Source organism: Streptomyces coryli, assembly GCF_011044975.1.
In the GTDB taxonomy this organism is placed as follows: domain Bacteria; phylum Actinomycetota; class Actinomycetes; order Streptomycetales; family Streptomycetaceae; genus Streptomyces; species Streptomyces coryli.
The window spans coordinates 1-21,453 of sequence record NZ_JAAKZV010000025.1 but is presented as its reverse complement, the minus strand read 5'-3'; the positions used below and the strand labels follow the sequence as shown (position 1 = coordinate 21,453).

Sequence of the window (21,453 nt, the reverse complement as noted above, 5' to 3'; positions counted from 1 at the left end):
TTCTACGAGCCCGGCGGCGGGGCTATGCCTCCCCGGCCCGCCCGCTCCTGCGCTGCCACGCCCGCGGGGCCCGCCATCCGTACCGCATCGCGAGCAGCCGCACCGTGAACGCCAGCGCCGCCGCGGCCGCGCCGGCCGCCGGGCTGAGCTGATCGGCCTTCAGCAGCAGCGCGGTCAGCGTCGCGCCGAGCAGCGCCGGGACCGCGTAGATCTCCCGGTCCCAGCGGAGCAGCGCCGGCACCTCGCCGGCGAGCATGTCGCGCAGCACTCCCCCGCCGGCCGCGGTCGCCACCCCCAGCGCCGTCGACGCCGTCATCCCGAGCCCGTGCTCGTACGCCTTCACGGTCCCGGCCACGCAGAAGAGCCCGAGCCCGGCCGCGTCGAAGACGCCCACCGCGGTGTTGATCCGCTCCACCTCGGGGTGCAGGAAGAAGACGAGCAGCGTGGCGACCAGCGGCGTCAGGAAATACCCCAGATCCGCGAAGGCCGCGGGCGGCACCGACCCGATCACCAGGTCGCGGAAGAGCCCGCCGCCGAGGCCGGTGACGAGCGCGAGCACGGCCATGCCGAACACGTCGAAGTTCTTGCGCACGCCGAGCAGGGCGCCGGAGATCGCGAAGACGAAGATCCCGGCCAGGTCGAGCCAGTGCTGCAGGGAGGGGGAGAACAGATCCGCGGACACGCGACCGTTCTACACGGTCGGGTGTCCGCGGATGCGCATCGGCCTGTCCGAGCCCCGTTACGCCACCGTCTTCTTCTCCACCACGGTCTCCGCGCCGGCGAGCGGCGCGTCACCCGGCTTCCGGTCCTCGGCGTTCTCCGGGTGGTGGCACGCCACCTGCTGCCCGGTCCGCAGCTCGATCAGCGGCGGCTCCTCCTTCGTGCACACCTGCGTCGCCTTCCAGCAGCGGGTGTGGAAGCGGCAGCCGCTCGGCGGCGAGATCGGCGACGGCACATCGCCCTTGAGGAAGATCCGCTCGCGCTGCTGGCGCCGCTTGACGTCCGGAATCGGCACCGCCGACATCAGCGCCTTCGTGTACGGGTGCATCGGCGCCTCGTACAGCGACTTGCGGTCCGCGAGCTCGACGATCTTGCCGAGGTACATCACCGCGATCCGGTCCGACACATGCCGTACCACCGACAGGTCGTGCGCGATGATCAGGTACGTCAGGCCGAACTCGGTCTGCAGGTCGTCCAGCAGGTTGACCACCTGCGCCTGGATCGACACGTCCAGCGCGGACACCGGCTCGTCCGCGACGACCATCTTCGGCCGCAGCGCCAGCGCCCGGGCGATGCCGATGCGCTGCCGCTGGCCGCCGGAGAACTCGTGCGGATAGCGGTTGTAGTGCTCGGGGTTGAGGCCCACCGTCTCCAGCAGCCGCTGGACCTCCTTCTTCAGCCCGCCCTCGGGCTGCACGCCCTGGAGCTTGAACGGCGCACTGACGATGGTGCCGACGGTGTGCCGCGGGTTGAGGGAGGAGTACGGGTCCTGGAAGATCATCTGGACGTCGCGGCGCATCGGCCGCATGCCCCGCACCCCGAGGTGCGTGATGTCCCGGCCTTCGAACTCGACGGTGCCGGCGGTCGGTTCCAGCAGCCGGGTGACGAGGCGGCCCATGGTCGACTTGCCGCAGCCGGACTCGCCGACCACGCCGAGCGTCTCTCCGGAGCGCACCTCGAAGTCGATGCCGTCCACCGCCCGCACCGCGCCGACCTGCCGCTTGAGCAGGCCCTTGCGGATCGGGAAATGCTTCTGCAGGCCGGTGACCTTGAGCAGGGTCTCGCCGTTCGCGGCAGCCGGTACGGCGTCCTTGGCGCTCTGCGCGGGAATCGTCACTTTCTTGTCCTCGCTCACAGCTTCGGCGCAATCTCTTCGGTCCACAGCCGCTCCCGCTGCTCCGCCGACAAGTGGCAGGCCGAGAAGTGGGACTCGGCGCTCCCGTCCACCAGCTCAAGCTCGGGCCGCACCGTCCGCGTGACATTGCCCTTGGGCAGGTCGGCGTACGGGCAGCGGGGGTGGAAGGCGCAGCCGCTCGGGATGTTGATGAGGCTGGGCGGCGAGCCCTTGACCGGGTTGAGCCGGTCGGTCTGGTCGCGGTCGATGCGCGGCATGGAGCCGAGCAGGCCCCACGTGTACGGGTGCTGCGGGTGGGTGAACACCTGCTCCGCCGGCCCGCGTTCGACGCACCGGCCGCCGTACATGACCACGATCTTGTCGGCCAGCTCGGCCACCACGCCCAGGTCGTGGGTGATGATGATGACCGCGGAGCCGAACTCCTTCTGCAGATCCCGGATCAGGTCGAGGATCTGCGCCTGGACGGTGACGTCCAGCGCCGTCGTCGGCTCGTCGGCGATCAGCAGCTCGGGGTTGTTGACCAGCGCCATCGCGATCATCGCGCGCTGCCGCATGCCGCCCGAGAACTCGTGCGGGTAGGAGTCCACCCGCTTGTCCGGCTGCGGGATGCCGACGCGGTCGAGCAGCTCGATCGCCCGCTTGCGGGCGGTCTTCTTGTCGACGTTGTGGTGGACCCGGTACGCCTCGACGATCTGCTTGCCGATCGAGTAGTACGGGTGCAGCGCGGACAGCGGATCCTGGAAGATCATCGACATCTCGCGGCCGCGCAGCTTGCGCACCTTGTCCGGCGGGGCGGTGAGCAGCTCCTGCCCGTCCAGCCAGATCTCACCGGAGATCCGTGCCCGCCGCTTGGAGTACTGGCCGACGGTGTGCAGGCCCATGATGCCGAGCGAGGTGACGGACTTGCCGGAGCCGGACTCGCCCACGATGCCGAGGGTCTGGCCCTTCTCCAGCGAGAAGCTCAGGCCGTCGACGGACTTCACCAGGCCGTCGTCGGTGGGGAAGTGCACCTTGAGGTCGCGGACTTCAAGGAAGGCGGAGGGGGGTGCGGAGGTGGTGTCCACGGGTTCGCCGGCCACGGCTCCGCTTCGGTTCAGGTCGTTCATCCGAGCCTCACTCGCGGGTCGATGACGGCGTACATGATGTCCACGACGAGGTTGGCCACCGCGATGGCGAGCGCCGCGATCAGGGTGACGCCCAGGATCACCGGGAGGTCCTTGGAGCCGACGGCGTTGACCGCCTCGTATCCGATGCCCTTCAGGCCGAAGGTCTGCTCGGTGAGGATGGCGCCGCCCATCAGCACGCCCAGGTCGAGGCCGAAGACGGTGAGGATCGGGGTCATCGTGGAGCGCAGGGCGTGCCGGATGATCACGGCCTGTTCGCCGAGGCCCTTGGAGCGGGCGGTGCGGATGTAGTCCTCGCCCATGACCTCGAGCATGGTGGCTCTGGTGAGGCGCGCGTACATCGCCGCCTGCAGGAAGGCCAGCGCGATCCATGGCAGCAAGAGCGTCTCGAACCAGACGCCGATCGAGTCGCTGGAGGTCAGCTCGTCGTCCAGCTTGAGCAGACCGAGGCTGTGGACGAAGACGCCCATCATGATCATGCCGGTGAAGAAGATCGGCATGGAGACGCCGGAGAGCGCTCCGATCATGGCGGTGCGGTCCCAGAACGAACCCCGCTTCAGCGCGGAGAGGACGCCGACCGCGACACCGCCGACCAGCCACATAATGCACGCGCCGAGGGCGAGCGCGCCGGTGACCGGGAGGGCGGAGGTGAGCGCGTCCCACACCGAGGTCTCGGTGCGGAAGGAGTAGCCGAGGCAGGGGGCGTCGCAATGGGTCACGTCGTCCGCGCCGTTGGCGTAGTCGCGGCCCATCGGGATGCCCTTGACGAACTCCCAGAACTGCGCGAGCACCGGTTCATCCAGGCCGAGCTTGTTCCGGATGCCCTCGAGCGCCTCGGGGGATGTCCCCTTTCCGGCGTAGACCACCGCGAGGTCCTGCCCGGACCACTTGGGCAAGAGATAGAAGATGGAGAAGGTCGTGAGCAGCACGACCAGCACCATCATGATGACGGCGATGATGCGCCGGATGAGGTAAGCAAGCACTGTGCGCGGCCCTCCGGCGGCCGGGACCCCGGGTTGCGGGGGCCCGGCCGCCGGCCGGGGCCATCACCTGCCCTTCGGACTGGCGGGTTTGGCGTGGTGTCTCTTCAGGGACCGGTCGCGGTTACTTGACGCCGAGCATGACGTAGTCGTAGCGACCGCTGTAGCCGGCCGTCGAGTACACGTTCGTCGCGTTCGGGCTGCGCCAGCTGATGTTCTTCTCGTAGAGGAACGGCATCCAGTAGGCCTCGTCCAGGATCTTGTGACCCAGGTCGGTGTAGATCTTCTTGGCCTCGGCCGGGTCGGTCGTCGCGATCGCGTCGTCGAAGGCCTTGTCGATCGACTTGTCGTTGATCTGGGCCTCGTTGTAGTTACCGGTCTTCTGGATGAAGCGGCTGTCCCACAGCGGCTGGCCGTAGCCCTGGCCGGACGGGAAGTCCGGGCCCCAGCCGGTCATGACCATGCCGTAGCCCTCCTTCTTGACCTTCTCGAGGCTGCCGGACATGTTGGACGAGTCCTGGCCGGAGAAGGTGGCGATCTCGAGCTTGATGCCGACCTTGCCGAGCTGCTCCTGCATCGCCTCGGCGGCGTCTTCCTCACCCGGGTTGTCGTTGCGGGCGGTGATGACGGTCTCGAAGCCGTTCGGCTTGCCGCACTTCTTCAGCTCGGCCTTGGCCTTGGCCTCGTCCGGCTTGCCCTTGCGCTCCAGCACGCCGTACGGGTCGTAGTCGTCGTTGCCCGGAATCGACTTCGGGTACGGGCTGTTGGCGATCTCACCCGCGACCAGCTTGCCGCCACGGGTCTGCTGCAGGGCCGCGAAGTCGGTGGCGTAGAAGACGGCCTTGCGGCAGTTGACGTTGTCCAGCGGCTTGGTCTTGGTCACCAGCGCCACGTAACGGATGAAGTCCGTCTGCATGTTGTCCACGCTGTCGCGGTGGTCCTGGATGGCGGTGGTACGACCCGACTGGGTCATGCCCGTGCCGTTCATGTCGATGTGGTAGTCGCCCGCCATCAGGCGCTTGTCGTTCTCTTCGAGGTTCTTGTTGATGGCGACCGTGATCTTGTTCGGCAGCGCCGGGCGGATCGGGTCCGAGGACTTCTTCCAGGCCTTGTTGCGGACCAGCGTGATCGACTTGTTCACGTGCCGGGACTCGAACTTGTACGGGCCGTTGGAGAACGGCTTCTGGTCGTACTTGGCCCGGGTGTCCTTCGCCGCCTTGACCGGAGCACCGGTCGGCATCGCCAGCATCTGCTCGAAGTCACCGTTGGGCTTCGGCAGCTTGAAGACGATGGTCTGGTCGTCCGGCGTCTCGATCGACTTCAGGTTGTCAAGGTTCTTGTCCTTGTAGGGACCCTTGTACTCTTCCTTCGGGTCGAGCGTGCTGCGCAGGTAGCCCGGACCACCGGTGATGACATCCTTGTCCCAGATGCGGGAGATGCCGTACTTGATGTCCTCGGAGGTCAGCTTGGAGCCGTCCTCCCACGTCAGACCGTCACGCAGCTTGTACGTGTAGGTCTTGCCGTCCTCGGAGACCTTGGCCATGTCCTCGGCCATGTCCGGGACCAGCTTGTTGCCCGCCTCGCCCGGCTTGGTGTCGTAGGTGACCAGCGTGCGCGCGTAGTAGCGGCTGAAGTCCCAGGACATACCGAAGTACATGCGCTGCGGGTCGGCGTAGTCCAGGTCCTGCTTGGCGACAAACTTGAGCGTGCCGCCCTTCTTCTTCGACGGGTTGGCGATCTTGCCTATCGCGGCGTTGTAGCCGGCAGCCTTGCTGTCGCCGCCGTCCTCGCCTTCGTCTCCGCCGCCGCAGGCGGTGAGGGCCATCGTCGACGCGACGATGATGGCCGCACCCGCGGTGAGCCGTCGCTTCTTGAAAACTCTGGGCATTCTTCTCGCATCCTCCGAGATTCTGGGTCCTTGGCCTTGCTGCCGGAGAACCGTGGGGAAGAGCCACCCGACCTGGACGGCAGGGGGCAGGAGTTGGTAGCTAGCGCGTTCCCTTCGGGTCGAGCGCGTCCCTGAGACCGTCACCGAAGAGGTTGAAGGCCAGGACGGTTATGAAGATCGCCAGACCGGGGAAGACCATGAACATCGGATCGTGCTCGTAGGTGCCGAGCGCGTCCCGCAGCATGCCGCCCCACGATGCGGTGGGCGGCCGGACACCCGCGCCGAGGAAGCTGAGCGCCGCCTCCGTGAGGATGTTCGTCGGGATCATCAGGGTGGTGTAGACGGTGATCGGCGCCACCAGGTTCGGCAGCAGCTCGCGGAAGAGGATGTGCCGGGATCCGCCGCCGAGGCTGCGGGCCGCCTCGACGTACTCGCGCTCCCTGAGCGACAGCGTCTGGCCGCGGACGATCCGGCCGACGTACGGCCAGCCGAAGAAGCCGATCACCAGGATCAGGATCATGATGCGCACCCCGCTGCCGGTCAGCCCGAACAGGTCGTTGGGCAGCACCGACACGAGCGAGATGATGAACAGCAGCTGCGGGAAGGCCAGCAGCACGTCCATGACACGGCTGATGACCGCGTCCACCCAGCCGCCGAAGAAGCCGGCGATGATGCCGAAGAGGGTGCCGAGCACCACGGCCAGGATCGCGGCGAGGAACGCCACCAGCATCGACACCCGGGCGCCGTAGATGATCCGGCTGAAGATGTCGCGGCCGTTGTTCGGCTCGACACCGAACCAGTGCTCGGCGCTGACTCCGCCGAGGGCGCCCTGGGGCAGGTTGGTGAGCGGGTCGAGCTTGTCCTGGTTGAACTCCGTCGGCGGATGCCCGAACAGGTCGACGATCAACGGCGCGAAAACGCTGACGATGACCAGCACGAGCACGATGACCGCACCGGCAAGCGCGAGCTTGTCTTGTTTCAGGCGGTTCCAGGCGATCTGCTTCAGCGACCGCCCTTCAACCTTCTTCGCCCCGGCCTGATCAGCGGCCCCGGATACCTCACTCGGGGCCGCTTCCGCGGGCGTGTCGTGCAATGGCGCCGTCATCGTGGCAGGACCCCTCTCGGCCGGCGATCGGCCGGCCCGTGCTGCGCCGTGGTAGCGGCTGAGTCACATCACTGGTGCTGGATGTACGGATGGTGCGGGAGAGCTCGTTGAGGCCATTCGTACACCGGGACGAAAGTCCCTGGACCGGGAGTCTTCATGGGGGTCGCGATCACCCGCCAGCCCTGACGGGGAAAGGATGCCTATTCGTGATGTGCGACACCGTCTTCCGTTATCCGGACGTCCACGGACGGTAAACGGTGGGTCAAGTAGCCCGGCATGGCCGGGATCTGGGGCCATAACGGACTAATGGGTGCGCACTGTCTCAGTCTGTGGGCGCCCGGCGCGGGCCGGGCGGAACCTCAGCCGGGCGCGGGCCGGACGGGCGCTCAGTACGCCCGCGGCGCGGCGCCCTGCTGCCAGCCGCCCTGGGGCGGGTAGCCGTAGCCGGAGGCGGCCGGGGAGACCGCCAGGCCGCCCTCGCTGTACGCGCCGCGGTCGAAGAAGGGGCGCGCGTTCGCCCGCATCCACATCGCCACCGGGTCGTAGTCGTCGGCCATCGCCACCGTGGACACCGGCAGCCCGGGCGGCACCGCGGCCACCGCTTCCTGCATCATCGTGCGCGCCGCCGCGACCGACGGGGTCGCGTCGTCGTAGAGGTCGAGGCCGATCGCCAAGTACGGCTCGCCGAGCGCCGGTTCCACCCAGGCGCGGGTCAACGCCCGTACCGCCTGGGTGCGATGCGCGGCCTGGCCGAGGACGGCGTAGAACTGCTGCGCCTCCACGGTCGGTTCGCTGATCCGCAGCGGGCCCGCGGGCAGCCGCTCCAGCCCGGTGGCCATCCGGCGCAGGTCGAGCCAGGGGATGCCGACGCCGCCGCCCGGGGCGTGCGGGTCGAGCCACAGGCCCCAGTGGTCCGGGTACAGCGCGGCGGCGATGTCGCGGCCTGCGACCGATTCGTGCGAGCGGGTCCAGCCGCTGGCGGCGAGCTCCTGGGCGGAGCTGACGCAGGGGGCGTAGCCGAGGCCGTCGACCTGCATGTTGCCGTACTGGGCGTCGTGGGTGCCGGGCATGCCCTGCCACAGCAGCATCCAGACCTGCCCCTCGGCGAGCGCGGCCAGCAGCGCCTCGTACGCGTCATAGCGCCCCGGAGCCTGCTGCTCTACCAGCTGCCCCACCGTCGCGCCCCCGCTCACCGCACGCCTCCAGCCCCCGTATCAGTCCTGCACGTCACACGTTCCGCCGCACACGCGTGCGCGGCGGCCCTGGCAATCAAATCAGGTTAGGCCGCCCCGAAGAAGGGACGCACCCGCTCCGCCATCCATGTGACCACCGGATCTGCTACCGCGTCGAGGAAGACCATTTGTACGGGCCAGGGCGTCGGGTGGGCGCCGAGGGCCCGGCCGAGGGCGTCCACCGCTGCCTGCTGGGCCTGATCCGAGGCCTCGGTCAGCTGGACGCCCACGTACAGCTGCGGGGGCGCGCCCTCCACCGAGGCCAGCGCGCGGCGCGCGGACAGCACGACGCCGGAGGCGTGGAATTCGTCGCCCGCCCGGCGCAGGAAGTCCACCGGGTCCTCCTGCCAGTCCGGCTCGCTCAGCCGCACCCGGCCGCCGGCGGCTCCCGCGTACGGCTCGCGGCACAGCTCGGCGACGGCCTGCGGCGGCAGCGGCACGCCGATGGCGCCGCCCGGGTTCAGCGCGATTCCCAGCTCGGGGGGCAGTCCGCGGGCGAACTCGCGGGCCGGCGCGACCGTGAACGACATATGGCTGCCGACGACCTTCAGGAACTCCTCCTTGGAGGAGAAGACGGGCACGTAAGCCTGCCCGCCGATCTCGGTGGTCGGCAGATCCAGCGTCGCGCTGCCCGGACTCCCGCCCTCCGGCAGCGGCACCCACAGATGACTCCGCCCGACCACCTCCAGCAACCGCGCCCCCGCCTCCGGCCGCCCAACGGCCGCGGCAAGCACCTCTTCCAGCTCATTGACGGGAAACTGCTGCTCCGGATAGCTCACGCGGTGAACGATAATCCGAGCCGGGCGCCTTGGACCACGCCGCCCCTGTGGGGGGGGGAAGCATGCGCAAGCAGTGGCCGGCACCGCTGGCGGTCAACCTGCTGCTGGGACTGCCGGCCGTCGTGCCGTTCTGGCTGCTCTTCTACTTTGCCGTCAACTGGCCCCTGAAGGCCCGCGGCCTCACGGTGGGCAACCCGACCGAGAACGACGGGGTGCTGCCCTGGGTGATCGTCGCGACGCCGGTACTCGCCGTGTTCGCCCTGGGCTGGGTGAGCGCCGCCGCCACCGCCGCGCCCACGCTCGCCCTGGTCGCCGCCGGCTGAGGGCCCGCGGCCGCCCGCGCTACTCGAAGCGGATGGCCCGGACGCCGTCCGCTGCCTCGCGGTCGACCAGGACCACGCTGTCGCAGCCTGTTGTCAGGGTGCCCTCCTCGGCGGCTCTGACGAGGGAGCGGGTGGCCTGCTGGTGGCGGGCGAAGGCGTAGCGGGAGACCTCGCGGCCGCGGGCCCGCTGGCCGGCGCGGGCGAGATCCGGCGGCACGTCGAGGACCAGCAGGTGCACGCCGGCGCCGCGCCGCCGCGCCTCGCGGGCGACCCAGCGCCGTACCCAGGGCAGCGTGCCGCAGTCGTGTACGACGACGCCGGCGGCACCGCGCAGCGCGCGGCCGAGGCCGAGGTAGTGCGCGGCACGCACCAGGGGACGGTAGACGGCGTACGGCAGCCGGCGCCCGAGCCGGGTGTCCCAGCGGTCCCGGGTGTCCTGCGAGTCCACCCGCCGGACGCTTCCGGCCCGCCGGATCAGCGTGGACTTCCCGCTGCCGGGCAGCCCGGAGACGACCACCACATCACCGGCGGGGAAGGCCAGCGCCCGACCGGGGAACGGCCGTCCCCGCAGATCGGACAGCCCGGGCGGCGGCGCCCACACCGTGGGCCCGCGGCGCGCGGGCACCCGCGCGGACCGTTCGAGGTCCGGCTGTGCCGGGGCGACATCGTGCACGTTCATCGTCCCCCTAGGGTTCCAGGCGCGTTTGGCCTGTCCCGGCCGAGTGTAAAGAAATGGCAATCTGCAGCAAGGGTGCCTCTCGCAACCGGCTGTAACGGGTCGACCACATCCAGCACCCTAGCCGCCCGCTCCTTCCATGGGTCCCCCGCGACCGGCCACCGCCGCCCGCCATCCGTGCCATGATGTGCCGACAACCGCATACAGGCCGCTCGACTCCGCGCGGGAGAGTCCTGGAATCACGCCAGGCGCCGAAGGAGCAAGACCCCCTCGAATCTCTCAGGCACAGATACCGCACGGAATAGGCAAGTCTGAAAAGCGAGCCGCAGGCCGCAGGCCCCGCGCGCTCCACCCAAGGTGCAAGCCACCCGCCCCAGCGGTTGTGGCGAACCTCTCAGGTGCCGATGACAGATGGGGAGGGACATCCGCCCACCCCTGTCCGGGAGCCTGATGATCATGACCGATGCCCCCCGTCGCACCGCCCTCGACGCCACCCATCGCGCCCTCGGCGCGACCATGACCGACTTCGCCGGCTGGGACATGCCGCTGCGGTACGCCAGCGAGCGCGACGAGCACAACGCCGTCCGTACGCGCGCCGGGCTCTTCGACCTCTCGCACATGGGCGAGATCACGATCACCGGCCCGCAGGCCGGCGAGCTCCTCGATTACGCACTGGTCGGACGGCTGTCCGCGGTGGGTGTCGGCCGGGCCCGCTACACCATGATCTGCCAGGAGGACGGCGGCATCCTGGACGACCTGATCGTCTACCGGCTGGCCGACCACGAGTACATGGTCGTCGCCAACGCCTCCAACGCGCAGGTCGTCCTCGACGCCCTCACCGCCCGCGCCCCCGGCTTCGACGCCGAGGTGCGCGACGACCGGGACGCGTACGCGCTGATCGCCGTCCAGGGCCCGGAGTCCTCCGGCATCCTGAAGTCCGTCACCGACGCCGACCTGGACGGGCTGAAGTATTACGCGGGCCTGCCCGGCACGGTCGCGGGCGTCAGCGCCCTGATCGCCCGTACCGGCTACACCGGCGAGGACGGCTTCGAGCTGTTCGTACGGCCCGCCGACGCCGTCACCGTCTGGGAGGCGCTGACCGAGGCGGGCAAGGGCGCTGGCCTGATCCCGTGCGGGCTCTCCTGCCGCGACACCCTGCGGCTCGAGGCCGGGATGCCGCTTTACGGGCACGAGCTGAGCACCGCCCTCACGCCCTTCGACGCCGGGCTCGGCCGGGTGGTGAAGTTCGACAAGCCGGTGGACTTCGTCGGCCGCAAGGCCCTGGAGCAGGCCGCCGAGCGGGCCGAGACCGCGCCGCCGCGGAAGCTCGTCGGGCTCGTCGCCCAGGGGCGGCGGGTGCCGCGGGCCGGGTACGAGGTGGTGGCCGACGGCTCCGTGATCGGCGAGATCACCTCCGGCGCCCCCTCCCCCACCCTCGGCAAGCCGGTCGCGATGGCGTACGTCGACGCCGCGCACGCCGAGCCCGGCACGGCCGGCGTGGGCGTGGACATCCGCGGCAGCCACGAGCCGTACGACGTCGTCGCCCTCCCCTTCTACAAGCGCGAGCGCTGAACTTCACTGCTTCACTGCGGCCCCGCCCATGTCTGCAGCACCGACTCTGATCTAGGAGAATCAGCCCCATGAGCAACCCCGAGCAGCTCCGCTACAGCAAGGAACACGAGTGGCTGTCGCCCGCCGAGGACGGCGCGTCCACGGTCGGCATCACCGCCCACGCCGCCAATGCCCTCGGCGACGTCGTGTACGTACAGCTTCCCGAGGTGGGTGACACGGTGACCGCGGGCGAGACCTGCGGCGAGCTGGAGTCGACCAAGTCGGTGAGCGACCTGTACGCGCCGGTGACCGGCGAGGTCACCGCCGTCAACCAGGACGTCGTGGACGACCCGGCGCTGGTGAACTCGGCCCCCTTCGAGGGCGGCTGGCTGTTCAAGGTGCGGGTCACCGACGAGCCGGGCGACCTGCTGTCCGCCGACGAGTACACGGCCTTCACGGCCGGCTGAGGTACGTAACTGATGACGCTTCTCAACGACTCCCTCAAGACGGTCGACCCCGAGGTCGCCGCCGCCGTGGACGCCGAGCTGCACCGCCAGCAGTCCACCCTGGAGATGATCGCCTCCGAGAACTTCGCGCCGGTGTCGGTGCTGGAGGCGCAGGGCTCGGTGCTCACCAACAAGTACGCGGAGGGCTATCCGGGCCGCCGCTACTACGGCGGCTGCGAGCACGTCGACGTGGTCGAGGACCTGGCCCGCGAGCGGATCAAGGCGCTCTTCGGCGCCGAGGCCGCGAACGTGCAGCCGCACTCCGGCGCCTCGGCGAACGCCGCGGCGATGTTCGCCGTGCTCAAGCCTGGCGACACCATCCTCGGCCTGGACCTGGCGCACGGCGGCCACCTCACCCACGGCATGAAGATCAACTTCTCCGGCAAGCTCTACAACGTGGCCGCGTACCACGTCGACGAGGAGTCCGGCGAGGTCGACATGGAAGAGGTCGAGCGGCTCGCCAAGGAGCACCGGCCGCAGCTGATCATCGCCGGCTGGTCCGCCTACCCGCGGCAGCTGGACTTCGCCGCCTTCCGGCGGATCGCGGACGAGACCGGCGCGCTGCTCATGGTCGACATGGCGCACTTCGCGGGCCTGGTGGCGGCGGGGCTGCACCCGAACCCCGTCCCGTACGCGGACATCGTCACGACCACGACGCACAAGACCCTCGGCGGGCCGCGCGGTGGCGTGATCCTGTCCAAGCAGGAGCTGGCGAAGAAGATCAACTCGGCGGTCTTCCCCGGTCAGCAGGGTGGCCCGCTGGAGCATGTGATCGCGGCCAAGGCGGTCTCCTTCAAGATCGCGGCGGGCGAGGAGTTCAAGGAGCGCCAGCGTCGTACGCTGGAAGGCGCGAAGATTCTCGCCGAGCGGCTGCTGCAGCCGGACGCGGTCGAGGCCGGCGTCTCGGTGCTGTCGGGCGGCACGGACGTGCATCTGGTCCTGGTGGACCTGCGCAAGTCCGATCTCGACGGCCAGCAGGCCGAGGACCGGCTGCACGAGATCGGCATCACGGTCAACCGCAACGCGGTCCCGAACGACCCGCGGCCGCCGATGGTGACCTCGGGACTGCGCATCGGCGCGCCCGCGCTGGCTACCCGTGGCTTTACGGCGGACGACTTCCGTGAGGTCGCGGACGTGATCGCGGAGGCGCTGAAGCCGTCGTACGACGAGGACAAGCAGAAGGCGCTCGCCGCCCGGGTCTCGGCCCTGGCGGAGAAGCACCCGCTGTACCCGAGTCTGTAAAAAGCAATACGAACGGGGGCAGGGCAGCGCGCAAGCCCAAGTCGCGCTCTCTGCCCCCTGCTGCACCCCCGTCACCGGTTCACCCACGACCGGACAAAGGAGTCCTGCCACCGTGGCCATCTCCGTCTTCGACCTCTTCTCGATCGGCATCGGCCCGTCGAGCTCGCACACGGTCGGCCCGATGCGCGCCGCGCGCATGTTCGCCCGCCGGCTGAAGAACGACGGCGTGCTGGCGCACACCGCCTCCGTCCGCGCCGAACTCTTCGGCTCCCTCGGCGCCACCGGCCACGGCCACGGCACCCCGAAGGCGGTGCTGCTCGGCCTCGAGGGCTACTCCCCGCGCACGGTGGACGTGGAGTGGGCGGACAGCGAGGTGGAACGTATCCGCACCTCAGGCCGCCTGCGGCTGCTCGGCGCCGAGATAGGCGAGGCGCACGAGATCGACTTCGACCAGCCGTCGCAGCTGATCCTGCACCGCCGGCGCTCGCTGCCGTACCACGCGAACGGCATGACGCTCTTCGCGTACGACGCCGCCGGGACGCCGCTGCTGGAGAAGACGTACTACTCGGTGGGCGGCGGCTTCGTCGTCGACGAGGACGCGGTCGGCGAGGACCGCATCAAGCTGGACGACACGGTGCTGAAGTACCCGTTCCGTACCGGCGACGAGATGGTGCGGATGGCCCGCGAGACGGGCCTGTCGATCTCGGCGCTGATGCTGGAGAACGAGAAGGCCTGGCGTACCGAAGAGGAGATCCGGGCCGGGCTGCTGGAGCTCTGGCGGGTGATGCAGGAGTGCGTCCGCCGCGGCCTGACCAAGGAGGGCATCCTCCCGGGCGGTCTCAAGGTCCGCCGCCGCGCCGCCACTTCGGCCCGCCAGCTGCGCGCCGAGGGCCTGCGTGAGACGCACGCGATGGAGTGGACGACGCTCTACGCGATGGCCGTCAACGAGGAGAACGCCGCGGGCGGCCGCGTGGTCACCGCCCCGACGAACGGCGCCGCGGGCATCATCCCGGCGGTGCTGCATTACGCGCGGGACTTCGTCCCCGGGGTGGCCGACGACGAGGACTCGATCGTCCGCTTCCTCCTTGCCGCGGGCGCGATCGGCATGCTCTTCAAGGAGAACGCCTCCATCTCCGGCGCCGAGGTCGGCTGCCAGGGCGAGGTCGGCTCCGCCTGCTCCATGGCCGCGGGCGGCCTCGCGGAGGTGCTGGGCGGCACCCCGGAACAGGTCGAGAACGCCGCCGAGATCGGCATCGAGCACAACCTCGGCCTCACCTGCGACCCGGTCGGCGGCCTGGTCCAGATCCCCTGCATCGAACGCAACGGCATGGCCGCGGTCAAGGCGGTCACCGCCGCCCGGATGGCCCTGCGCGGCGACGGCCACCACTTCGTCTCGCTCGACAAGGCCATCAAGACGATGAAGGAGACGGGCGCCGACATGAAGGTCAAGTACAAGGAGACGGCGCGGGGCGGGCTCGCGGTGAACGTCATCGAGTGCTGAACCGACGGCACGCCCCCGGTGCGGAACCCGCACCGGGGGCGCTTTGCGCCGTACGTGGGTCAGGCCTCCATTCGGATTACGGGGCGGTGCCCCACAGCAGTTCGCCGGCCGCGTAGACGCCGATCTTCGGCGCGTCCGCGTATGAACTCGCGGTCCCGTGGCTGTAGTCGTCGGCCTCGTTGAAGTTCGACCAGTCGGCCCGGTGCAGCCGCAGCTGGATATCGCCGGTCGAGGCGCCCGCGGCGAGCGAGCCGCCGGTGACGTTGACCTTCAGATAGCGGTTTGCCCCGGTCGCCGAACCGTTCGCCGACACCGAGTGGGTAAGGTTCGAGCAGCCGATCTGCGCCCAATCGCACCAGGTCGTGTACGAGGACGCCTCGTCGCCGAACCAGTAGCGGATCTCGACGTCCTTCAGGCTTTGCGCGCTGCTGCCGGTGTTGACCAGCTGCAGGCTCATCCGGATCGCGTTGTCCGTCATGCCCGTATCGCTGGTCTTGTACTGCACCTTCAGATTGCCGGTCCCGGGCCCGCCGCCCGCGGTCGTCGTGCCGGCGACCTGCGCGGACTGGGCCGAGGCGTTCCCGGCGGCGTCCCGCGCCCGCACCTTGTACTGGTAGGTGGTGGAGGCGGTGAGGCCGCTGTCGGTGTACGTCGTGCCGCCGGTGGAGCCGACGAGGGTCCCGTTGCGGTAGACGTCGTACGACGCGACGCCCACGTTGTCCGTCGAGGCTGTCCAGGACAGCGACACGGACGACGAGGTGGCAGACGTCGTCTTCAGTCCCGCCGGGACGCTCGGCGCCTCGGTGTCGTCGCCCGGGTCGCCGCCGCCGTCCAGCGGCGGGTAGGCGTTGGCCAGCAGCATCCGGAACTGTGCCGAGAACCAGTGGCCGGCCAGCGGGGCGTCCGCCATGGCGCCGGTCGGGTTGTTGCCGTTGCGGTCGTTGCCCCCGTACGTCGGGTCGCACATCCGGTCGAAGCCCTTGCCCTCGTCATTGTCGATGGGCTTGCTGTTGCCGTCCGACTCGCCCGGGGGCTTGGCCCACACGTACGCGTCGATGCCCGGCTCGGGCGCGGTCTTCGGGCGCTCGCCGACACCGGCACCCTCCTGGTTGCACCAGTTGCCGGTGTGGATACGGCGGTCGACGCGGCTGCCGTTGACGTAGCCGTCCACCGACGTCATCGGGCCGGGGCCGGTGGGCCGGGCGGTGCCGCCCCAGCCGCTGCGGGCGGTGTCGATGAGCATGCCGAGGCCGGAGTTGAAGCCGCCGCGGCTGACCAGGCGGTCGCGCAGCGCCTGGGCGAAGGACAGCTCGTCGACGTAGTAGTTCCAGTCGACCCACTTGGACTGGCGCACGGTGGTGCCGTTCACCGAGTCCGTGACCTTGAAGTGCGGCTCCTTCACCGCGTTGTAGTTGGCGGTATTGACGATGAAGCCGTGCACGTCGTCGACCGTCGCGCCCTCGGTGGTGGCGGCCTTCTTGAACTGGTCCACCGCCGGGTCGAAGTTGGTGTCCCAGCCGAGCCAGCCGTGGTGGCCCGCGTCGATGTAGTTGTAGACGTTGGGGATGTCGCCGAGCTTGTTCAGCGCGTAGCCGACGCCCTTCTCGTACGACCCCAGCTCCTTCACGTGCCGGCAGGCCTCCGTGGCGCCGGCCGCACTGCCCGCGTTGGTGACCATGTTGGGCAGCGAGTCCGGCTCGATCAGCGCGGAGATCCGCAGTGCCGCGTACTTCGGGTCGGCGAGGATCGCCGCGATCGGGTCGATGTACTCGGCCTTGTACCGGCCGAGCTCCTCCGCCTTCAGCTCGCCGTTGGAGGCGAGCGCCGAGCAGTCACGGCCCGGCAGGTCGTAGATGACGACCTGGAAGAGCGTGGCGCCCTGCGTCAGCGCGTGGTCGAGGTGGGCGCGCAGGCCGCGGCCGTTGGCGGTGCCGGTGATCGCGGCGATCCGGTCCATCCAGACGAAGCTGGGCTGGTCGGCGATGGCGGAGCCGCCCGGCTCGGCCTTGGCCTTGGCGGACCAGTCGGGGTTGACGTAGGGCTTGGCGCCCACGTACGGGTTGTCGACGCGGGCGGCCGCGGCGGGCGAGGCCGGCAGCGCGACGCTGAGCGCGGCGCCCATGGCGAACGCCGGCAGCAGCGCGGCGAGCCTCCTGAAGCGGCTCCTGCGTCTGAGGTGCGTGGTGGTGTTCATCGCGGCTCTGGTGCTCCTCTCGGATAAGGCTGCACGTACGTGCCCCGGTGGCGGGAAGGGGCAGCGGGAAGGACTCCCGCCACCGGGTGTCTTGGGGGTGGATCAGGGCGCGGTGCCCCACAGCAGTTCGCCGCCGGAGTAGACGCCGATCTTCGGCGCGTCCGCGTATGAACTCGCGGTCCCGTGGCTGTAGTCGTCGGCCTCGTTGAAGTTCGACCAGTCGCTGCGGTGCAGCCGCAGCTGGATATCGCCGGTCGAGGCGCCCGCGGCGAGCGAGCCGCCGGTGACGTTCACCTTCAGATAGCGGTTCGCCCCGGTCGCCGTGCCGTTCGTGGACACCGAGTGGGTGAGGTTCGAACAGCCCAGCTGCGCCCAGTCGCACCACGTGCTGTACGAGGAGGCCTCGTCGCCGAACCAGTAGCGGATCTCAACGTCCTTCAGGCTGCGCGCACTGCTGCCCGTGTTGACCAACTGCAGGCTCATCCTGATCGCGTTGTCCGACGAGCTCGTATCGCTGGTCTTGTACTGCACCTTCAGATCGCCGTCCCCGGTGCCACCGCCCGGCTGCGTGGTGACACTCACCGGCCCCGCGGGCGGCGAGACATTCCCGGCCGCGTCGCGGGCGCGCACGGTGTAGCTGTACGCGGTGGACGCCGCCAGCCCCGTGTCGGTGTACGTCGTGCCGCCGGTGGAGCCGACGCGCGTGCCGCCGCGGTAGACGTCGTACGCCGTGACGCCGGTGTTGTCCGTGGCGGGATCCCAGGCCAGCGCGGCGGACGACGAGGTCGACCCGGTGGACCGCAGGTCGCGGGGCGCGGTCGGCGGCGTGGTGTCCTCGTCGCCCCCCGTGTCCTTACTGGCCTCGAACGTAAAGGAGTTCACGCCCAGCCCCTGGCCGCCCTGCCAGATCTCGAAGCCGGCCTCGGCGTCGATCAGGTAGTGCGCGGGGTTGATCTGGCCGCGTGCGGTGGCGTCGTCGACGAGGTCCTTCACGTCGAGGTCCCGCACCGCGGTGGCGCCGCCCTGCAGCACGTACGAGATGACCTTCCACCCGGAGGCGCCGGGCCCTGTCCACACGTCCCACGTCCGCCCGTCCGCGGTGAAGGTGGCCGTGCGGGAGCCGATGGGCTGGACGCCGCCGCGGTGGTTGATCCAGATCATCACCTCGGTGCCGTCCGGCTGGTCGTCGGTGGTGGGCGTGGAGTTGAACCACAGGTCGTACGCGGCGTTCCAGGCGCCGGAGGCGACCTGGGTGGTGTCGAAGGTCGAGCGGGCGCTGCCCAGTTCGCTCACCTTGATCGGCAGGCCGCTGTTCGCGGTGCACGCGCCCCAGTGACAGCCCTTGTAGCTCGACGGATACGTGGCCGGTGGCCCGGCCGTGGTGAGCGAGAAGTTCGCCTCGGTCAGCTTCCAGGCGCCGGTCTCGGTGTCGATGCTGGCGCACTGCCGGGCCGTTGAGTTCCACTCGTTCTGCTGGTACGTGTAGGCGCCGCCCTGCATCGCGGTGGTGCCCCACTGGGTGCAGTCGGTGATCGTCGCGGCCGCCGCCCGGCCCGCGCCGGTGAACAGCGCGAGCCCGGCGAGCAGGATGCCCGCGGCGGCCGCGGCGAGCGCGCCGCGCAGCTGACGTCTCCTCACGGCGCCGTCCCCCATACGAGCTCACCGCCGACATGAGCGGTGATCTTGGAGGCGTCCGAGAAGGCCGGGTTGGTGCCGCGGCTGTAGTCGTCCGCCTCGTTGAAGTTCGACCAGTCGCTCTTGTGCACCCGCAGCTGGATCTCGCCGGAGTCGCCGCCCGCGGCGACGCTGCCCGCGCCCGCGGTGAAGCCGACCTCCAGGTAGCGGTCCGCGCCGGCCTTCGGGCTGCTCAGCGCGACCACCTTGTGGGTGATGTTGGAGCCGCCGAGCATCGCCCAGTCGCACCAGGTGGTGTACGTGGACGGGCCGCCGTCGCCGGTGAAGTAGTAGCGGACGGTCACCGTGGAGAGGGAGAGCGCGCCGCCGCCGGTGTTGCCGACCTTCAGGGACATCCGGATGGCGTTGTCGGTGGCATTGGAGTCGCTGCTCTTGTACTGGACCTTGACCCCGCCCGTACCGCCGCCGGCCTTGGTGGTGCCGGTGACCTCGGCGGACAGTGCGGAGGCGTTGCCCGCCGCGTCGCGGGCGGCGACCCGGTAACGGTAGGCGGTGGACGCGGAGAGCCCGGAGTCGGTGTAGGCCGTAGCGGTCGGGGTGCCGGCCGGGGTGCCGTCGCGGTAGACGTCGTACGCCGCCACGCCGGTGTCGTCGGTGGCCGCGGTCCACGACAGCGACACGCTGGTGCTGGTGGTCGCGGTGACCGTGAGGCCCGTGGGGACGGTCGGCGGGGTGGTGTCGTCGCCGCCGGGGTCGCCCTCGTCGCCGAGGAGTTCGGCGTACGAGGCGAAGGAGAGCGCCAGCGCCGCCTGCGCCCAGAAGCGGTGGTAGGTGAAGACCGGCGGGGCGCCGCCGTCGAGGTACGCCTGCACCTTCGACCAGCCCGGCTCCTGCTTGAGCCACGGCCGCATCGAGATGAAGGTGGTGCCGGAACCCAGCTTGACGCCCTGCGGGGAGGTGCCGGACCAGCCCGAGGGGAAGTGCACCGGGTCGTCGAAGCGGTCGTAGTCGCGGCGGGTCTCGGGGACCGCTATGCCCTTGGCGTCGGCGTGCGCGGCCATCGCGTCGAGCAGTGACTTGGCGAGTCCGGCGGCGTCGGCGTCCTCGGACTTCGCGGCGTAATAGATCAGCGTCATGGCCAGCGCGGCGCCCACGCCGACGTCGTCGCCGTAGTCGACGACCGAGACGTGCAGGCCGGTGTTGGCGCCGGGGGCGGCGGCGTTCCACGTGTCGGGGGCGCCGGTCCAGCGCAGGGTGGCGGGGAAGCGGTAGCTGCCGTCGGCGCCGACGGTGGTCTCCCCGGCGGCCCAGGCCACCCACTTGTCGAGGACGGTCCTGGCGGCCGCGTTGCCGGTGACGTAGTAGTACTGGGCGACGCGCTCCATGCACCAGACCTGGAAGCCGAACCAGTTGTTGGACGGCGGGTCGTGGTAGACGGGCTGCCAGTCGTACGCCATGCCGTAGAAGGTCGGGGTGCCGGCCGGCGGGGTGCCGTACTGGCCGTCCCAGCTGTTGGAGCAGCCGCCGGCGAGCCCGCCCTCGGCGGACTGCAGCCAGCGCAGGAACTCCAGCTGCCGGGTGAGCGACTTCTGCCAGTCGCCCTTGGCGGTCGGCGACTTGGGGGTGAGCGCGGGGACGGTGGACAGCGCCCAGGCCGCGAGGGGGTTCTGATAGCCCTGGTGGGCGATGCCGTCGCCGATCCGCCAGGCCCAGCCACCGCCGGTGCCGGAGGAGCCGCCCCAGGCGTAGTACCAGGACAGCAGGTAGTGCTGCGCGTCGCGCCCTGAGGCGGCCGAGCACCCGGTGGGGCTGGTGCAGTTGCCGATTTTCTTGAAGTACTTGTCGAACATCGAGTAGCGCAGGTAGTCGCCCATCTTCGCGGCCCTGGCCACGGAGGCGGACACCTGGCCCGCCTTGCCCTGCGCCGTCGCCCACGTCAGCGCCCAGTAGGCGGCCTGCACGGCGCGCGCGTCGGCGTCGGGGGCGTTGGTGTACTTCCACTGCTTCGCGTACGAGGCGTCCTTGACGAAGAGGTCGAGGTAGCCGTTGGGCCCGCCGTACTTGAAGAGGTCGGTGGAGGGCTGCGGGATGGTCTCCCAGACGGACTCCTGCGCGCCGCGCTGGTAGCTGTTGACGAAGGACGCCATCCTGCCGGGGCCGAGCTCGTCGCCGGTGCCGGGCTTGTTGCCGAAGCCGTAGACGTTGTCGAGGTCCATCAGCCAGTGCATGCCGTAGATGTCCATCGTCCCGTACGCGGAGGCGAGTTCGGCGGCGATGGGGTCGGAGCCGACGGGGACGGAGGCGGTCAGCTCGGCCGGGTAGCTGGTGACCTGGGGGTGCTCGGGCGCGTAGATGGCGGGCTTGGCGGCGCTGTACGAGTCGTTGGTGGGCTGGTCGATGTGCGGCGGGATGATCGAGGCCTCGGCGACCTCCCAGGATTTGTTGAAGGGGGCCCAGTCGCCGGTGACCCGGCCGTACGCCGCCTCCAGCCAGATCCAGAAGCTGAACGCCTCGGAGGTCGTCTGGTGTCCGTGGTCCGGGGCCTCGACGATCAGGGTCTCGGCGGAGTGGTAGGGGATGCCGTCCGGGCTGAAGTAGCCGCTGTCCGGGTTCTTGATCTTCTCGTACTGAGCGAGGAAGGCCTCCGTGTACGGGCCGTTGGCGGCGGCAGCAGCCGCCTGCGCGGCGGCCCCGCCCGGGGCGTCGGCGGCGCGGGCGAGGGCCTGTCCGGCGCCGAGGGCGACCAGGGTGCCGCCGGCCGCTGTGGCGAAGGAACGCCGGGATAATAAGCTGGATCTATGGGATCTTTCGGGCATGTCAGGGTGCGTGGACACGATTCCTCCATCGAGGGTCGGGTGGGAG

The 21,453-nt window shown here is 70.0% G+C and carries 16 protein-coding genes, 1 pseudogene and 1 riboswitch; of the genes and pseudogenes, 5 read left to right on the top strand and 12 right to left on the bottom strand.

The window, feature by feature from the left end:
* Positions 1–22: 22 nt before the first annotated feature.
* From G5C51_RS08800 to G5C51_RS08765, 8 genes and pseudogenes are all read right to left on the bottom strand, one after another.
* Positions 23–682 carry a TRIC cation channel family protein gene (locus tag G5C51_RS08800; protein WP_165234497.1) on the bottom strand — a complete coding sequence of 220 codons (660 nt, stop codon included), beginning with the start codon at positions 680–682 and terminating at the stop codon, positions 23–25.
* Positions 683–772: 90 nt separating this feature from the next.
* A pseudogene (locus G5C51_RS08795) lies at positions 773–1,855 on the bottom strand (ABC transporter ATP-binding protein); the annotation flags it as partial.
* Positions 1,852–2,961: an ABC transporter ATP-binding protein gene (locus G5C51_RS08790; protein ID WP_165234490.1), complete on the bottom strand. Its 1,110-nt coding sequence runs from the start codon at positions 2,959–2,961 to the stop codon at positions 1,852–1,854. The pseudogene G5C51_RS08795 and the gene G5C51_RS08790, both read right to left, overlap by 4 nt.
* The gene (locus G5C51_RS08785) at positions 2,958–3,962 is read right to left on the bottom strand and encodes an ABC transporter permease subunit (RefSeq protein ID WP_165234487.1); all 1,005 of its coding nucleotides are present in this window, start codon (positions 3,960–3,962) and stop codon (positions 2,958–2,960) included. Before G5C51_RS08785 ends, G5C51_RS08790 begins: the two co-directional genes overlap by 4 nt.
* A gap of 121 nt (positions 3,963–4,083) precedes the next feature.
* Entirely contained in the window at positions 4,084–5,847 is a 1,764-nt protein-coding gene (locus G5C51_RS08780) for an ABC transporter substrate-binding protein (protein WP_165234484.1), read from the bottom strand.
* Positions 5,848–5,947: 100 nt separating this feature from the next.
* Positions 5,948–6,952 (bottom strand): ABC transporter permease, encoded by a 1,005-nt coding sequence (locus G5C51_RS08775; RefSeq protein ID WP_165234481.1) that lies wholly within the window; start codon positions 6,950–6,952, stop codon positions 5,948–5,950.
* A gap of 386 nt (positions 6,953–7,338) precedes the next feature.
* Positions 7,339–8,127 carry an enhanced serine sensitivity protein SseB C-terminal domain-containing protein gene (locus G5C51_RS08770; RefSeq protein WP_165234478.1) on the bottom strand — a complete coding sequence of 263 codons (789 nt, stop codon included), beginning with the start codon at positions 8,125–8,127 and terminating at the stop codon, positions 7,339–7,341.
* 104 nt (positions 8,128–8,231) lie between these two features.
* Positions 8,232–8,963 carry an enhanced serine sensitivity protein SseB C-terminal domain-containing protein gene (locus G5C51_RS08765; protein ID WP_165234475.1) on the bottom strand — a complete coding sequence of 244 codons (732 nt, stop codon included), beginning with the start codon at positions 8,961–8,963 and terminating at the stop codon, positions 8,232–8,234.
* A gap of 62 nt (positions 8,964–9,025) precedes the next feature.
* Between G5C51_RS08765 and G5C51_RS08760 the strand changes: the two genes are divergently transcribed.
* Positions 9,026–9,286 carry a hypothetical protein gene (locus G5C51_RS08760; protein ID WP_165234472.1) on the top strand — a complete coding sequence of 87 codons (261 nt, stop codon included), beginning with the start codon at positions 9,026–9,028 and terminating at the stop codon, positions 9,284–9,286.
* A gap of 19 nt (positions 9,287–9,305) precedes the next feature.
* On the opposite strand, the gene G5C51_RS08755 is transcribed toward G5C51_RS08760, so the two are convergent.
* Positions 9,306–9,965 carry an AAA family ATPase gene (locus G5C51_RS08755; protein ID WP_165234469.1) on the bottom strand — a complete coding sequence of 220 codons (660 nt, stop codon included), beginning with the start codon at positions 9,963–9,965 and terminating at the stop codon, positions 9,306–9,308.
* 210 nt (positions 9,966–10,175) lie between these two features.
* Positions 10,176–10,267, top strand: a riboswitch (glycine riboswitch).
* A gap of 151 nt (positions 10,268–10,418) precedes the next feature.
* Here G5C51_RS08755 and gcvT point away from each other — a divergent pair.
* From gcvT to G5C51_RS08735, 4 genes are all read left to right on the top strand, one after another.
* The gene (gene gcvT / locus G5C51_RS08750; protein ID WP_206313615.1) at positions 10,419–11,534 is read left to right on the top strand and encodes a glycine cleavage system aminomethyltransferase GcvT; all 1,116 of its coding nucleotides are present in this window, start codon (positions 10,419–10,421) and stop codon (positions 11,532–11,534) included.
* A gap of 68 nt (positions 11,535–11,602) precedes the next feature.
* Positions 11,603–11,980, top strand: coding sequence for a glycine cleavage system protein GcvH (gene gcvH / locus G5C51_RS08745; RefSeq protein ID WP_165234465.1), 378 nt, complete (start codon positions 11,603–11,605; stop codon positions 11,978–11,980).
* Between the two features lie 12 nt (positions 11,981–11,992).
* Positions 11,993–13,261: a serine hydroxymethyltransferase gene (glyA, locus tag G5C51_RS08740; RefSeq protein WP_165234462.1), complete on the top strand. Its 1,269-nt coding sequence runs from the start codon at positions 11,993–11,995 to the stop codon at positions 13,259–13,261.
* A gap of 112 nt (positions 13,262–13,373) precedes the next feature.
* A complete protein-coding gene (locus tag G5C51_RS08735; protein ID WP_165234458.1) occupies positions 13,374–14,762 on the top strand; it encodes an L-serine ammonia-lyase in 1,389 nt (462 codons plus the stop codon).
* A gap of 76 nt (positions 14,763–14,838) precedes the next feature.
* Here the strand turns inward: G5C51_RS08735 and G5C51_RS08730 are convergent, their stop codons facing one another.
* The 3 genes from G5C51_RS08730 to G5C51_RS08720 form a co-directional block, all read right to left on the bottom strand.
* Positions 14,839–16,884, bottom strand: coding sequence for a glycoside hydrolase family 6 protein (locus G5C51_RS08730; RefSeq protein WP_165234565.1), 2,046 nt, complete (start codon positions 16,882–16,884; stop codon positions 14,839–14,841).
* A gap of 174 nt (positions 16,885–17,058) precedes the next feature.
* Complete coding sequence (locus tag G5C51_RS08725) at positions 17,059–18,594, bottom strand: GH12 family glycosyl hydrolase domain-containing protein (RefSeq protein WP_338118067.1); 1,536 nt, start codon at positions 18,592–18,594, stop codon at positions 17,059–17,061.
* The gene (locus G5C51_RS08720) at positions 18,591–21,338 is read right to left on the bottom strand and encodes a glycoside hydrolase family 48 protein (RefSeq protein ID WP_240929495.1); all 2,748 of its coding nucleotides are present in this window, start codon (positions 21,336–21,338) and stop codon (positions 18,591–18,593) included. Before G5C51_RS08720 ends, G5C51_RS08725 begins: the two co-directional genes overlap by 4 nt.
* Positions 21,339–21,453 lie beyond the last annotated feature (115 nt).

Excerpts from the sequence above, each read along its gene's own strand:
- G5C51_RS08730 (WP_165234565.1), bottom strand. The coding sequence starts at position 16,884 with ATGGGCGCCGCGCTCAGCGTCGCGCTGCCGGCCTCGCCCGCCGCGGCC.
- G5C51_RS08755 (WP_165234469.1), bottom strand. The coding sequence starts at position 9,965 with ATGAACGTGCACGATGTCGCCCCGGCACAGCCGGACCTCGAACGGTCC.
- gcvH (WP_165234465.1), top strand. The coding sequence starts at position 11,603 with ATGAGCAACCCCGAGCAGCTCCGCTACAGCAAGGAACACGAGTGGCTG.
- glyA (WP_165234462.1), top strand. The coding sequence starts at position 11,993 with ATGACGCTTCTCAACGACTCCCTCAAGACGGTCGACCCCGAGGTCGCC.
- G5C51_RS08775 (WP_165234481.1), bottom strand. The coding sequence starts at position 6,952 with ATGACGGCGCCATTGCACGACACGCCCGCGGAAGCGGCCCCGAGTGAG.
- gcvT (WP_206313615.1), top strand. The coding sequence starts at position 10,419 with ATGACCGATGCCCCCCGTCGCACCGCCCTCGACGCCACCCATCGCGCC.
- G5C51_RS08780 (WP_165234484.1), bottom strand. The coding sequence starts at position 5,847 with ATGCCCAGAGTTTTCAAGAAGCGACGGCTCACCGCGGGTGCGGCCATC.
- G5C51_RS08790 (WP_165234490.1), bottom strand. The coding sequence starts at position 2,961 with ATGAACGACCTGAACCGAAGCGGAGCCGTGGCCGGCGAACCCGTGGAC.
- G5C51_RS08760 (WP_165234472.1), top strand. The coding sequence starts at position 9,026 with ATGCGCAAGCAGTGGCCGGCACCGCTGGCGGTCAACCTGCTGCTGGGA.